This is a genomic window from Paenibacillus sp. FSL R10-2736 (assembly GCF_038000245.1).
Taxonomy (GTDB): Bacteria; Bacillota; Bacilli; order Paenibacillales; family Paenibacillaceae; genus Paenibacillus_AQ; species Paenibacillus_AQ phytohabitans.
In genome coordinates this window covers 5075922-5091212 of record NZ_JBBOBN010000001.1, presented here as the reverse complement: position 1 = coordinate 5091212, position 15291 = coordinate 5075922, and the positions used below count along the sequence as shown (strand labels likewise).

The following is a 15291-nucleotide window of genomic DNA, read 5'->3' as shown; positions in this document are numbered from 1 at the left end:
CAATACTATTTTGAATTAGGGGGAACATCGGTCATGATGAAAAATAAGACAAAGAAACTTACAGTTACGCTGGCAACAATGATGGCACTGGGTACCATTCTCAGTGCATGCGGCGGCAATAACAACGCCAATACAGGTGCGGAGGCTACGAAGGCTCCGGCAACGGCTACAGAAGGGGCAGCTGCGAATCCCGGCGCTCCGGACACTTCCAAAGAAGTGAAGCTGAAGATGCTGCTGATCGGCGGCCAGCCGGGGGACTATGACAAGGTGTTCGGAGAGCTGAACACGAAATTGAAAGAAAAAATCAATGCCACCGTCGAAACTGAATTCCTCGACTGGTCGGATTGGACACAGAAGTACCCGCTGAAATTTGCGGCTAATGAAGATTTTGACCTTGTGTACACTGCCAACTGGGCACTCTATAACGATCAGGCGCTCAAAGGCGGTTTCCTGGAGCTGACGGATGATCTGCTGTCGACTTACATGCCGCAGACTTGGGAAGCGATGCCTAAAGTGAACTGGGAGCAAGCCAAAGTGGACGGCAAGCTCTTCATGGTTCCGAACAACAACGTTGAGGTTACCGATAAAGTGGTTCTGTACCGTGAGGATCTGCGCAAGAAATACAATCTTCCTGAAATCAACAGCCTTGAATCCTATGCCACTTACTTGAAAACGGTTGCCAAAGAAGAAACTGGAATTACCGCATACGGTGCCAAACCTGCCGACGGCTGGAAATGGCATGAGCTTGACCAGGCTACGCTGGAGCAGAACAATGACTGGAACCTTGTAGATGCTAACCTGCTGCCGCTGGCTTACAAGCTGGATGATGCAACCGGCAAAATTTTCAACATCTATGACACACCTGAATTCAGAGAGCTGCTTACCTACTACAAGGATCTTGCAGACAACGGCGTATGGTCCAAAAACGTAGTCAGCAACAAAAATGACGTATGGCAGGATATCAAAGCTGAAAAAGTTTCCTCCTACGCTCAGAACCTGGGTACTGTAGCAGCGAATGTATCTGAAATGCGCCGTGACAAACCAGATGTGGAGCTGGCGATTGCCGACCTTACACCGGGCAAGAAGAAAATTGCAGCAATTTCGACTCAGAACGGTATGGCGATCCATGCTACTTCCAAGAACGTGGAACGTTCCCTGATGCTGATCGACCTGCTGCAGAATGACAAGGAAATTCATGACTTGACGATGTACGGCATTGCAGGAACCAACTATATTCCTGATGGCGACAAGAAATACAGTGCAGGACCAGCAGCGGCCAACTACACGGGCTTCTCGAACTGGGGCTGGAACTCCCCGCTGAACCGTCAAGATTCGGCGTATCCGGTAGAAGCAGACAACATGTTCAACAGCTGGCAGTCCAGCATCTATCACTTCCCGCTTGAAACCTTCGTCTTCGACTCCACACCGGTGAAGAACGAAGTAGCCAACATCGGCAACGTGATGCTGCGTTATGCCATTCCGCTGGAATACGGCTTGATTGATGATCTGGATAAAGGTCAGGCAGACCTGATCAAACAGCTGAAATCCGCTGGTATTGACAAGGTGCAGACAGAGCTGCAGAGCCAGATTGACGCTTTCCTGGCAGCGCAGAAATAATAACACTATATAGATTGAACTAGGAAAGACAATAACAGATGGAAGTACGGAGGGGGATTTTGGAACTGTAGGAGCGTTAGCGATCGCCTTTGTCACCGGATTTCCACCGCGGAGAGCGGTTTAAATCAAGAAATCTGGGGACAACAGCGACCGGAAGTCCAAATATTCACCGCAGTTACGACGACATCTACATTGGATATCCATAGTTCATACTATATAGCTGAATAAAGGTGAAGCTAATGTAACGGCTTCCGGGCCACTCCAGAGCATAGCTTTGGGGTGGTTTTTTTATAGACATTAACGAAGAAAATAAGCTAATTGCAGAGGAGCCGATCACATGAAGCATACGATACAAGCCCATATTGCCCCGAAGGAAATCTATCCGTCGACCCTGCGACTCGGGGGAAGCAACCCGGAGGGTGACCAGATCAGCTTCACCAATTACTACATGGAGCTGAATGGCAAGCCTTATTTCGCTATCTGCGGGGAGTTCCACTATTCGCGATATCCGGAAGCGGACTGGGAGACGGAACTCCGGCAGATGAAGATGTCAGGAATCAATGTGATCGCCACCTATATCTTCTGGAATCATCATGAAGAAATAGAAGGGGAATTCGATTGGAGCGGCAACCGCAATCTCCGGAAGTTTGTGGAGCTGTGCCGCGATAACGGGCTCTATGTTATCCTGCGTGTCGGTCCGTTCTGTCATGGCGAGGTCCGTAACGGGGGACTCCCGGACTGGCTGTTCGGGCGGGAATTCGATGTCCGCTCTAATGATGAAGGGTACCTGGGTTATGTAAGACGATTGTTTGCAGAGATTGGCCGGGAGGCTGATGCGCTGATGTATAAGGATGGCGGGCCGGTGATCGGGATTCAGCTGGAGAATGAATTCAATGCTGCCGCTGCGCTCTGGGAACAGACGGCGAAGCAGGGGGACGAATATCTTAGCGGCGGAATAGGCGGCGAGAAAGGTGCAGCACATATGCGCCTGCTCAAGGAGTATGCGGTAGATTCCGGCCTGATTGCGCCGATCTATACCAGCACCGGCTGGGGCGAGGCGCCGTTCCTGGAAGATGAAGTCCTGCCGCTGTATGGCGGATATGCCTATACCCCGTGGAGCATCAGTGACCCGGGTCAAACCCAGACACCGACACCTGAATATGTATTTGTGAATTTCCATGATGATCAGGCGCCGGGAGGAGAGTTCAATCCGCCGTATCCCCGGACGAAATACCCGTTTGCCTGCTGTGAGATGGGCGGCGGCATGCAGACCTGGTATCTGTCCCGGTTCCAGGTAGAACCGGAAAGTGTACTGGCCATGACCCTGATGAAGCTTGCCGGCGGCTGCAACTTCATCGGTTATTATATGTTCCATGGCGGCACAAATCCGGTGGGCAGAACAGGTTACCTGAACGAGAGCACAACGCCTAAGCTGACGTACGATTTTCAGGCACCGATTGGCGAGTTCGGACAGATCCGTGAGTCTAACGGCTTGCTGCGCCCGCTGCATTATTTCCTCCGCCAATTCGCAGACCGGCTTGCCCCTATGGCAACCGTGCTTCCGGAAGGTGCAGAGGCGGTTACTCCTGATGATGCGCATACGCTGCGTTATGCTGTCCGTACGGATGGCAGGTCCGGGTTCTTATTCGTCAATAATTATCAGGATCATGTAGAGATGGATGGGCATGAAGAGGTAGTGTTTGAAGTTAAGCTTGGGGAGGAGATGATCAGCTTCCCTCAGCGGAGTTCGCTGACTGTCAAGCCCAAGGCTGCATTCCTGCTGCCGTTCAACTTCGCTCTGGATGGGCTGAATCTTAAGTATGCAACAGCCCAGCCGGTCACCGCTGTGGAATCTGCTGAAGCCATCACTTATTTCTTCGCGATGCCGGAGGGTGTGGATGGTGAGTTCCTGCTGGATGCGCAGGAGGGTATTCTCAGTGTATCGACAGATGCCGGAACGATTGAGGGGAACGGCAGCAGCTACAACGTGCTCATTCCCCATCAAGTATCCTCAATGATCGTAATCAAGCGTGACGTAGCCCGGGAAGTCCGGATTTACGCGATGAGTGCCAAGGATGCTGCAAAGCTGTGGGAGCTGGAGGACGGCGGTCAGAGCCGGATTGTGTTCTCGGAGGTTCCGCTTGTTCAGACCCCCGAGGGCATTGAATTCCTTAGCAGCGGGCAAAATGCCTTCACGTTCCGTGAATATGCCGGTGGAGCAGTGGTGCCAGCCGCGCAGTGGAGCACGGTGCAGGCTGAAGCAGCTATCAGCGGACGGACGGAAGGCTGGTTCCGGATCTATGATGTGCAGGTTCCTCTGAAGGAGATCGCGCTTACCACGCGGCGGCTTCATGACCATAAGCTTGCGCTCGGGCTGCCGGAGGATGTTCTTCAAGGAACCGGGGAAGTGCTGCTGAGTATCGACTATACAGGGAATGTGGGCTATGCCTTTGCTGGCGGGCAATTATTCCATGATCATTTCTACAACGGCCGGCCTTGGGAGATCGGCTTGTCCCGGTTCCGCAATGTCCTCCGCAGAGGCGAGATCATCCTGGAAACCACACCGCGCCGCACAGGAGCTGTAACCTTGGCTGCCGATGCCGCCATGGCGGTAGAGAAGGTATTCGAGGGCGAAGCCATTGCTGTGTTCCACAGTGTTACGGCTACGCCGGTGTACCGGGTTGCGCTGAAGCTGTAGTAGTTGGCGGATGGTAAGGAGTAAGGTCAAGACCGATATACTATATAGAGAAAATGTGGATAAGAGCAGGACAGAGAAATGAACTTTGAAGTATTGCACAACAGAGAGAGAATGCTGGACGGAGTAAGGACGGTAGAGGAGTAGAAAGAGCGGTTGATTGTAGACTGTATATGAGGTGGATTAGCAAAGGCATGTAAAGTAGCAGGAATATCCGGCTGATTGTCTGGAGTGGACGAAGCATGTGGACGGCGGTAAAAGATTTATGAGTAACATACGAACTATGGCTTCTATTGGGAAGCAACGATGGGGCATACCATTCTTTTATACGTCCTTACTTGGAAGGCAAACGATGGGAGTGCTTGAAAGGGGAGGAGTGGCGGAGGTCGTGCGGACTGTAGGGACGTTATTATACTCGAAAAGCTGCATTATCCGCCTATGCGGACAGAGAGCCGCTAAGCTCCTGATTCCCGTCGTTTCGGACCCGAAACAGCAGGATAAGTGCATCTGAGCCGCAACGAGAAAAAGAGGCCATTATTGGCGAAATAAAGTAAAGTCATCTGAGCGACTAGAATAAAGTCCGTTACGCCTTGCCGGCGGGCGGGCTTTTTAATGTATAGGGAATTATGATCTTCGTCTGTTGTGGATAGGATTCTTTGGAATTTCGAGCAGCACAGTTTGAAGGACGAGTGTGTGCCTGATCCGGCACAAAAGTCGGCAGGATGGGAAAACTAAAGGGATAAATCCCTCTATATCCGCCAAAAGTCGGCGGAATGGCGAAATCAAAGGGATAAATCCCTCTAATTCCGCCGAAAGTGGGCGGAATGGGGAAATTAAAGGGATAAATCCCTCTAATTCCGCCGAAAGTGGGCGGAATGTGAAAATCAAAGGGATAAATCCCTCTAATTCCGCCGAAAGTGGGCGGAATGGGGAAATCGAAGGGATAAATCCCTCTGATTTCCCTGAATACGTGCCAAAGGAGCAAATGAGGGGCACTAGTGCCCTTAAATTTACATAAGCTGCAAAGGCTCCATAAGCCGCATAAGCTCAGCTCGATTCACCCGTCAGGGTTACTTTTTTGTTGAGGTTTGTAGATGTTTTCCAGCTTGAAAACAGCGGAGAGGACGGAACGATTGTGTACCAGCGGCAGCGGCCGCCTGAAAGCTTTCCGCAGGAAAGCTCACTTCGGAAGCAGCAGCAGTGTCCAGATTTTCACCACTAAGAAGAATAAATAAAATCTGGACACAAGAGCGATGGGAACAACGGTCCGTTCACGCAGCGTCCTCACAAAACGCATAGGTAGATCCTGCACAACAGCAAAAGGCACGGCCCAAGCGAAATCCGCTTAGCCGTGTCTTATTTGCGGCGCGGGGTGAGGAGCAGGATCAGGGATCAGCCCTTAACAGCCCCTGCAACTACGCCCTTGACGATGTACTTTTGCAGGAAGATGAAGACAACGATGGATGGCAATACGGCCATTACCATGGCGGTCATGGCATACTGCCAGTCCGAGGTATATTGACCGACGAAGGTGTAAGCGGCCAGTGTCAATGTCTTCGTGTCCGGCGAGCCGTTAACCATCAGCAGCGGGAGTAGGAAGTCATTCCAGATCCACATGACGTCGATGATGACGATGGTGGTGGTTACCGATTTCAGCAGCGGGAAGATGACGCTGAAGAACAGGCGGAAGCCGGATGCGCCGTCGATGGTCGCACTTTCATCGATCTCAGTCGGGATACCCTTCACGAAGCCGTGGTAGATGAATACCGCCAGCGGTGCGCCGAAGCCCCAGTATAAAAGGCCCAGTCCCCAGGTGCTCTCGGACAAATGCAGGTTCTTGGCCGTCTGCAGCACAGTCAGCATGATCGACTGGAACGGGATCAGCATCGGCATAATGCACAGGAAGTACAGGACGCCGCTCCATCTGGACTTGGTCCGCGCCAGCTTATAGGCAGCGATGGAGGAGATGAACACGATGCCGAGCAGGCCGACGCCGGTAATGATGAAGTTGTTCAGGAACAGCCGCGGATAGTTGATGAATTTCCAGACATAGGAATAGTTGCTGAAGGTCAGGTGCTTCGGCAGCGCGATAACGTCGGTCATGACCTCGCTGAAGCTTTTCAGGGAGTTAATAATCGTCAGGAACAGCGGATACAGGAACAGCAGAGACAATATGACCAAAACAACTTCCAGTATGATCTTGCCGGCCTTGTTGTTGTTTGTTTTCATTATGCCTCAACCTCTCTCCGTTTGAAGACTGTCAGCTGGATGATCGTCACGACAAGTACTGCCAGGAACAGGATAAGTGCTTTCGCGGTACCGTAGCCGTACAGATTGTTCTGGAACGTATCCCGGTAAATATCATAAGCGATACTGTAGGTGGTTCCGCCAGGGCCGCCGCCTGTCAGCGACAGAATGACGTCGAATACCTTGATCGAGTTGGTCAGCGCCATGAAGACGGATATCGTAATCGATGGGGCAAGCAGCGGCAGCGTAATGCTGAAGAATCTTCTCATCGGACCTGCGCCGTCTACGGTAGCAGCCTCCTTAAGATCCTCCGGCACAGACTGCAGACCGGCGATGTAGATGACCAGATAGAAACCGATCGACTGCCAGATGGACACGCCTAAGATGGAGATGAACGCCAGTCCCGGTGTCCCGAGCCAGCTTAAGTCGAAGATGGCCCAGCCGGTGCTCTCACCGAGTGAGTTGAAGCCCTGCATGAAGATGAACTTCCAGATGAAGCCGACAATAACAAGACTGAGGATATAAGGGATAAAGAATGCCGCTCTCAGCCAGGAGGTGCTCTTCAGCTTCATGTCCAGCAGCACGGCCAGCAGAATCGCCAGCACGTTGACGATCACAATGTAAAGGATTGCATATTTAATCGTGAACCAGGCCGCATCGGAGAAGTTCGTATCCCCCGAGAAGATCTGTTTGAAGTTGTCCAGTCCGACGAATTTGGGATGCTTGGAAATCCCGTTCCACTTCGTCATCGAATAACGGATGGTCATGGCAAAGGGAATGTAGAATGCAACTGCGATACAGATCAGAACCGGGAGTGTGAAGATTCCGAATTCGAATTTCTCGCGCCATCTTTTGCCGAGTGTTTTTAACATGGATGCACCTCTTCTTGAGTTATAGGGTGGGAGTATTGTGCCTGGCTTGCCACACATAACCATTCCGGTTAGTCTATATTGTGTATTATAGATCAGACCCCTATACTCAAAAATGGATTTAAGAGTACAGTTAGGGGTAAAAAGGTGAACTGAGTCCGTATGACAAAAATGAGTCTGGGACTGAGGCCTGATACACCAGCGGGGAGACGGAGAACATGATTAAACGAACGCTGTACAAGCTGTTTGAGCCTTTACTGGAGCGCATTTCCCGCAGGCTGGCCAACAAACTGATTCTTTTGTTCACTATAATTATCATTCTGGTGGTAAGCTCGCTGACGTACATTTCCTATGGAATGCTGCGCAAGGAATCGGTGAACAACAGCATTGCGAGCACAAGCAACAATCTGCTGCTGGTCGGACGCAATCTGGAGAGTTACCTGAGCGGAATTGAACAATTGTCCCTGCCGCAGATCTCATATGATGAGTTCGCCTATGCCATCCTGCATGAATCAGAGGACTACGGCTCCAAGATGTATGTGGAGGATTATCTGAAGAATCTGTATTTCTCCCGCAATGACCTGGAGGCGGTATACCTGTATGTGATCAAGGAGCACAAGTATTATTATGTCACCAAGGAGAACTATAATATTACCGTCCGGGTGACCGAACATCCGCCGATCGACAATCTGTCCTGGTATAAGCGGGCACTGGCGAGTCCGTTCAACCGCTCCTATCAGTCTTTTGTGGAAGAAGCCCCGGCTGCGGAGAGCAGTGTGGATTATCCCGTTAACAAGGACAAGGTCTTCATGGGCTATCACCGGCTGCTGCGTTCCATTGTGTCTAGGGAGCCGCAGGCCGTACTGTCCCTATACCTTAACTCGTCGGTGACCGATGAGATTATGAAAGATATTCCGTTCAGCACCGGAGAGCATCTGATGTATATCAGCCCGGATAATGAGCCTTTTACAGTGGACGATAAGGAATTCTATCAGGGGAGCAGAGAGGCGGGGCTGCTGGACCAATTGACACCGGAAAAGAACGGGCGTGTGACGTGGTCGGATGAAGAACAGAAGTACCTGGTGATCTACGACATCAGTCAAAAAGAAGGCTGGAAGCTCGTCAAGCCGATTCCGTATACAGAAATCTATGCCGCGGCGACAACGACCCGTAAGCTGAATGTATTCATCGGCCTGCTGTTCCTGGTATTGTCCGTGGTGCTGGTCAGCGTCACTTCGAATAGAATTACGCACCCGCTGAAGAATCTGTCGCTGCAGATGAAGCGCTTCAGTACGGGGAGCTTCGATGCCGAGGCAACGGTGGAGGGCAAGGATGAGATCGCCTATCTGTCACGCCACTTCAATAAGATGGTGGAGAAGACCAATGAACTGATTAATGAACGCTATAAAATGAAAATCGTGGAAAAAAACGCGGTTCTCAAAGCGCTGGAGGCCGAGATTAATCCCCATTTCCTGTACAATGCGCTGCAGGCCATCTCTACCAAGGCGCTCAAGAACAACAATGATGATATCGTCGAGATGGTCGACAATCTGGCCATGACGCTGAGATACTGCATCAGCGGGCGGGATGTTGTGCAGGCCCGGGAAGAGCTGCGGCATATTGAGCGTTATCTGGCGCTGCAGAAAGCGCGGTTCGGCAGCCGGATGCAGGTCGTGTATGACTGGGATGAAAGCCTGATGGAGCTGAGGATTCCCAAGCTGTCGATTCAGACGCTGGTGGAGAACTGCATCAAGCATGCGCTGGAAAAGGTATCCACTACGGTTACCATCCGTATTGAGGCGCATGTTACCGCTACTCACAGCGTAATTTCTGTACGGGATGACGGGCCGGGAATCAATGAGGAGCGGCTGGAGCAAGTAATGAGCTCTCTGCAGATCCAGTGGGAGGACCGCGATTCGGATGCGGAGGAAGAGGACGGCAACGAGAGCATTGGCCTGAAGAACCTTAACACCCGGCTCAAGCTCTTATATGGAGAAGAGGCGGGATTGGCCATTCACAGCAGTGAACACGGGACACAAATGGATATGCGGCTGCCGCGGGGAGGAGTAGGACAACATGTATAAAGTGCTGATTATTGATGATGAGGAGCCTTTGCGCGAAGCGATCAATATTCTGGGGGACTGGAAAGGGCTGGGTGTCGGACAGGTTCTGGAGGCGACCAATGGCCAGGCGGGGCTGGAGATGCTGCGCCGGGAGAAATTCGATCTGGTGCTGGTGGATATGAAAATGCCGGAGCTGAGCGGCGCCCAGCTGCTGCAGATCGCCGAGGAGGAGTTCCCGGATCTGCTGCTGATTGTGATCAGCGGCTACAATGATTTTGAATATACACGCCAGGCGATCCGCTCCAAGGTGGTGGATTATCTTTTGAAGCCGGTCAACCGGACCGATCTTAACCATGCACTGCGCAAGGCGGTGGACATACTCGAAGCGAAGCGGAAGCGGGAGAGCGAGTTCATCAACCGCAATATTACACTGAATATGTCTTTGCCGAAGCTGAAGGAGAAGATGTATTTGTCCATTATAGACCGCAGCTTCAAAACCCAGTCCAATGAAGCCTTCCTGCCGCTGATCGGTGCGGACGGGGCGGCCAGCCATTTCGCTGTAGGTATTCTGCGGATGCTTAATCTGGAGCAGGTGCGTAAAGAAAGATTCCATGAGGACCGGGATTTGCTGCATTTTGCCGTAACTAATGTAATGAATGAGAACAGTGACGGACAGTTTGAGTCGTTCAGCTTTGCCAGCCCCAAGGGGGAGCGGGAGTTTATCGCTATCTTTACGATGAAAGGCGGATACGGGGCGGACGCCGCCTTTCTGTCTCTGCATCATATGAAGAAGGCCGCAGCTACGCTGAAGGAGCTGTTCGGCATCGTTTGTGCCGGTGGAATAGGTGATCCCTACAGCGATCTCCTGAGTATTGCCGGTTCTTATGAGCAGGCCAAAGAGGCACTGGACCGGATTGACCTGCTAAGCATGAAGGACAGCATGATCCTGCAGAGCGGCGGCAGCATGATGGAGAAGCCGGCGTCCAGGGACAATCCCTCACTGACCGGGCGGATGCCGCAGATCCGCAGCAGCCTGGAGAGCGGGAACGTGAACCATGCGCGCAACATTTTCAGCGAGTTTGTCTCCAAGTGGAAGAGTGCGGAGCATTTCACGCTGGGTGAAGCGGACAGAACACTGCAGGAATTCATTATTCTCCTCAATGAGATTGCTGCACAGCTGGATGCAGTGCCGCCGCAGATCCGCAGCAGCAAGGATAAGGGGCTGAATGCCCTGGGCATCCGCAGCGATTTTGCCTCCTTTGAACAGTTCGAGCGTGTACTTAACCAGATATTCGACGTTTATGCCGGAGAGATCAGCCGGACATTATCCGGAGACCGCAGCAGCGTGCTGGAAAATATTAAAGCATACATTGATAACCATTATTTTGAGGATATTAAGATATCGATGTTCACGGATAAATATTTCCTGAGCAGAGAATACTTGATGAAGCTGTTCAAGGGGCAGTACGGATACGGCATTCATGAGTATGTGCAAAAGGTGAGAATGGACAAAGCCAAAGCACTGCTGTCCGATCCCGGCCTCAAAATTCAGGATATTTCCGAAATGCTGGGGTACAAGGATAAGAACTATTTCAGCAAGGCGTTCCGCAATTACTATGATTGTTCACCTTCTGAATTCCGGCTGCAGCTGCCTGGGGTAGAAAAGTGAAACGGTTACATGAACACACTTTTTTACCCTCATAAGTTCACTTATGTACATTCTTATCCTTTTTCTTTTTATTTAGAATGATGAGCAAGACCACAAGATGCATAAGGAAAAGGGGGCAACATCATGTTAAAACGATTTATGGCACTATCTGCGAGTCTGCTGCTCGTCGGCGGACTGCTGGCCGGTTGCGGCGGGAATAACACTAATAATGCCGCTAACAACACGGCTGGAACAAATGGAGCAGAGAATACAGCTACAGATTCTTCCAAGCCCGTCACGATTAATATGTTTACCGCATCTCCCGAGTACACAGACGCTTTCAACGCTTACATCGCTGAATACAAGAAGGTTAAGCCAAATGTAACGATCAATCTGGAAATTATGCAGGCTGACTACAATACGGTGTTAAAATCCAAAATTGCCGCAGGCAGCACGCCTGACGTGTTCCAGACTACCGCTGGCGGCGATATCGATACTTTCGCTGAATACAGTGCCGACCTCACCAATGAACCGCTGGCAGCAGCGATGACAGATGCTGTCCGCTCCAACATGAGCTCCACAGACGGCAAAGTACTGGGACTTCCGGTCAAAGGCAACCTGTTCGTGCTGATGTACAACAAGAAGCTGCTGGCAGATGCCGGCATCACTGAAGTTCCTAAGACTACCGCTGAAATGGATGACGCCATCACTAAGCTCGAAGCTAAGGGCATCACGCCATTCGCCAACGCCTACAAAGAGTGGTGGGTATGGAAGCATATCTTCCAACACTTCGTTGACGCTGCAGCAACTGATGCAGGTACTGACGCTAAGACACTCGTAGCTGATTTCATCGCCGGCAAAACGACCTTCGCAGATCATCCGGTGCTGAAGGACAACTTCTTCACCTTCATTGATACGACGGTAAAACACGGAACGGACAAGCCGCTGGAACGCGACAGCAATGCTGAAGTCAGTGACTTTGCCCTTGGCAAAACAGCATTCATGACCGGTAAAGGCGCATGGGATGAAGAAGCGATTAAGAAAATCACCCCTGACTTTGATCTCGGCATCGCCGGCTACCCTGTCAGCGACAAAGCTGAGCAGTCCCAGATCATCACCGGTGCCGACCAGGCGCTGCGCATCAACAAGGATTCTGCTGTAGCAGCTGAAACAATTGAATTCTTCAACTGGCTGTACACTTCCGAATACGGTAAGAGCTGGTTCTCCACAGTAGCTAAGGTTATTCCTCCAATCAAGGATGCACCGATGCCTGACCTGCAAATGCCTAAGGAAATGGAAGAAATCCTCAAAACCGAGAAATCCGGCGACCTGTCGGTGAACTACTCACTGGATACGTTCCACCAGAAATTCGGTGAATTGATGCAGGCTTATATCGGCGGCAGCAAGACTAAGGATCAAGCGATTGATGAAATTCAAAAGGCCTGGATTCAATTCGGGTCCGCTCAATAAAAGCTTTAGTACCGGGAGGGCCTCCGAAGTAGAATTATTACTGAGGGGGCCTTCTTTATATGTAACGCGGATTTGTGGCGGTGGCGGGCGGCCAGTGGCTGGACGTAACTGCGGTGAATGTTCGGGCTTCCGGCCGCTGTTATGTTTGGATTTCCTGATTTAAACTGCTGGCCGCAGTAGAAATCCAAACATAAAGGCGGACGCTATCGCTCCTCCAACCCAAACTTCACCTCCGTTACTGCGCCACTTATGCGAGCAGCGCAAGAAATCAGCAGTTACGAATATAAAGAAAGACCCTATAATCAGGAGAGAGCAGGAAACCATCACTTGTCAGGAGGCCAAATTACACATGAGCAGCAAGCAGATCGATATTGCCGAGAACGGACTTTATCTTACAATTGAAATAACGGAAGAACAGGATGTGCGGCTGCTGCATTTCGGGGCGGCGCCGCTTGAAGCGGGAAGGATCGAAGAGAAGGGCAAGGTGGGCTTCCGGCTGCTGGAGCTTCAGCTGTCCGGGGAAGACCGGGCGGAGTATCACGGGCGGACGCACCGCGCGTCGTATCCGGGGCTGCGTATGGTGTATGGCGGGCACAGCGATACGATGAATCCGCTGGGACGCAAGCTGGAGATTACACTCGTTGATCCGCTGACAGGAGTGAAGGCGGTACAGCATTATCAGTTCTATACAGGCGTACAGATTGTGCGCTCCTGGACAGTGCTGCGCAATGAAGGGGCTGCGGAAGTTGCCGTAGAATATATTTCTTCGTTTGCGCTTACTGGAGTGGATAAAGAGGGCAGCAAAGACCGGGGCGATAAAATCGAAGTAAGCCTTGCTCACAGCGGCTGGCAGAGTGAGCTGCAGTGGAAGAGCTACAGCCTGCAGGAGCTGGGCATGTCCCATCTGGCCGACCGCGGCTCGAAGCGGATTGCCGCCAGCAATACCGGCTCCTGGTCAGCGGCTGAGCTGCTGCCGATGGCAGTGCTGCAGAACAAGGAGAGCGGGACAAGCCTGTTCTGGCAGATTGAGCACAACGGCTCCTGGCACTGGGAGCTGACGGACCAGTACGACCAGCTCACGCTGCTGGTCAGCGGGCCTGCGGAGCATGACAATCACTGGTGGCTGAAGCTGGCCCCTGGCGAAGAGTTCACCTCCGTGCCGGTTGCCGCAGGCGCTGTGCAGGGCGGCTTCCAGGGCGCGGCAGAGCAGCTGACCGCATACCGGCGGATCATCCGCAGACCGAATGAGGACAATGAGCTGCTGCGGATTATTTTTAATGACTACATGAACTGTCTGTGGGGAAGTCCGACAACGGAGAAGCTGCTGCCGCTGATTGATGCCGCCGCCGATGTCGGCTGTGAATACTTCTGTATCGACGCCGGCTGGTATGCCCCGGGTGAATGGTGGGACGGCGTGGGCCAGTGGGAGCCGTCGACCGAGCGGTTCCCGGAAGGCATCAAATATGTGCTGGACTATATCCGCAGCAAAGGAATGATTCCCGGACTCTGGCTGGAGCTGGAGGTTATGGGCATAAACAGTCCAAAGCTTGCCGAGACCGATGACAGCTGGTTCTTCATGCGCCACGGCAAACGGGTGAAGGACCGCAGCCGGTATCAGCTGGATTACCGCAGCCCGAAGGTCATAGAGCATGCCAATAGCGTCATTGCCCGGCTGGTGGAAGAATACGGTGTCGGATATATCAAGATGGACTACAACATTAACGCAGGGATCGGCACAGAGACAGATGCCGATAGCTTCGGGGATGGCCTCCTGCAGCATAACCGGGCCTATCTGGCCTGGCTGGACAGTATCTTCGTCCGTTACCCGCAACTGGTGATCGAGAACTGCTCCAGCGGCGGCATGCGGATGGACTATGCCATGCTCAGCCGCCACAGCATCCAGTCGACCAGCGACCAGGAGGATTATGTGCAGTATGCGGCCATTGCCGCAGGCTCCCCGGCGGCGCTGACGCCGGAGCAATCGGCCGTCTGGTCGTACCCGCTGCGCGAAGGCGATGATGAAGAGGTCATCTTCAACATGGTCAATGCGCTGCTGCTCCGCGTCCACCAGAGCGGCCATCTGGCCGAGCTTGCGCCGCAGCGCAGAGCCCTGGTGAAGGAGGCGCTGGATTATTACAAATCCATCCGCGCCCATATCCCGCAGGCGTTCGCCTTCTGGCCGCTCGGTCTGCCGGACAGCAGCGGAGAGTGGGTCAGCTTCGGCCTGCGCCATGGCGACATCCGCTATATTGCCGTATGGCGGATTGCCGGAGATGCAGCGGGAATTACGCTGCCCGTCCCTGAGCTGAAGGGACAGGCCGCAGAGGCCCGCTGCGCCTATCCGCAGGTGCATGGCTCCGAATGGAGCTGGAACCCGGCGGAAGGCAGCCTGAGCGTCTCACTTCCGCCGGGCAAGACCGCGAGGCTCTTCGAGCTTCGGCCTTTGGTTTAACCCTCAATAAGAACCGCCCCCTCAAGGGCTGGAGGATAGTACTCCAGCTATTTGAGGGGGTATTTTTATTAATAGGGAAATCATCCGTCTGAGTCAACTGTCTGAGTCATCCGTCTGATTCCGCCGAACCCGTTGTTCGATTCACTTCCCGCGATTTTGTGTATAGACGAAGCAGACGTTGTAACGGTCCGGTAAATATAGGAAGTGGAAAAAGGTATCTTATTTTGCCC

8 protein-coding genes are annotated in these 15291 nt (G+C 52.4%); 6 read left to right on the top strand and 2 right to left on the bottom strand.

Annotation, left to right across the window (positions count from 1 at the left end):
* Nucleotides 1-36: 36 nt before the first annotated feature.
* Complete coding sequence (locus NSQ73_RS21925) at nucleotides 37-1617, top strand: ABC transporter substrate-binding protein (RefSeq protein WP_042140943.1); 1581 nt, start codon at nucleotides 37-39, stop codon at nucleotides 1615-1617.
* Between the two features lie 337 nt (nucleotides 1618-1954).
* Entirely contained in the window at nucleotides 1955-4315 is a 2361-nt protein-coding gene (locus NSQ73_RS21920; RefSeq protein ID WP_340988160.1) for a beta-galactosidase, read from the top strand.
* A 1389-nt stretch (nucleotides 4316-5704) separates the two neighbouring features.
* Here NSQ73_RS21920 and NSQ73_RS21915 read toward each other — a convergent pair.
* Together NSQ73_RS21915 and NSQ73_RS21910 are read right to left on the bottom strand one after the other, a co-directional pair.
* A complete protein-coding gene (locus NSQ73_RS21915; protein ID WP_039310293.1) occupies nucleotides 5705-6541 on the bottom strand; it encodes a carbohydrate ABC transporter permease in 837 nt (278 codons plus the stop codon).
* Nucleotides 6541-7431: a carbohydrate ABC transporter permease gene (locus tag NSQ73_RS21910; RefSeq protein ID WP_042135351.1), complete on the bottom strand. Its 891-nt coding sequence runs from the start codon at nucleotides 7429-7431 to the stop codon at nucleotides 6541-6543. Before NSQ73_RS21910 ends, NSQ73_RS21915 begins: the two co-directional genes overlap by 1 nt.
* Before the next feature lie 215 nt (nucleotides 7432-7646).
* On the opposite strand from NSQ73_RS21910, the gene NSQ73_RS21905 reads away from it, so the two are divergent.
* The 4 genes from NSQ73_RS21905 (at nucleotide 7647) to NSQ73_RS21890 (ending at nucleotide 15061) form a co-directional block, all read left to right on the top strand.
* Nucleotides 7647-9512 carry a sensor histidine kinase gene (locus NSQ73_RS21905; protein WP_340988159.1) on the top strand — a complete coding sequence of 622 codons (1866 nt, stop codon included), beginning with the start codon at nucleotides 7647-7649 and terminating at the stop codon, nucleotides 9510-9512.
* The gene (locus NSQ73_RS21900; protein WP_340988158.1) at nucleotides 9505-11160 is read left to right on the top strand and encodes a response regulator; all 1656 of its coding nucleotides are present in this window, start codon (nucleotides 9505-9507) and stop codon (nucleotides 11158-11160) included. Before NSQ73_RS21905 ends, NSQ73_RS21900 begins: the two co-directional genes overlap by 8 nt.
* Nucleotides 11161-11283: 123 nt before the next feature.
* Nucleotides 11284-12609, top strand: a complete 1326-nt coding sequence (locus tag NSQ73_RS21895) for an ABC transporter substrate-binding protein (protein WP_039310299.1) — start codon at nucleotides 11284-11286, stop codon at nucleotides 12607-12609.
* Nucleotides 12610-12958: 349 nt separating this feature from the next.
* Nucleotides 12959-15061, top strand: coding sequence for an alpha-galactosidase (locus NSQ73_RS21890; protein WP_340988157.1), 2103 nt, complete (start codon nucleotides 12959-12961; stop codon nucleotides 15059-15061).
* Nucleotides 15062-15291 lie beyond the last annotated feature (230 nt).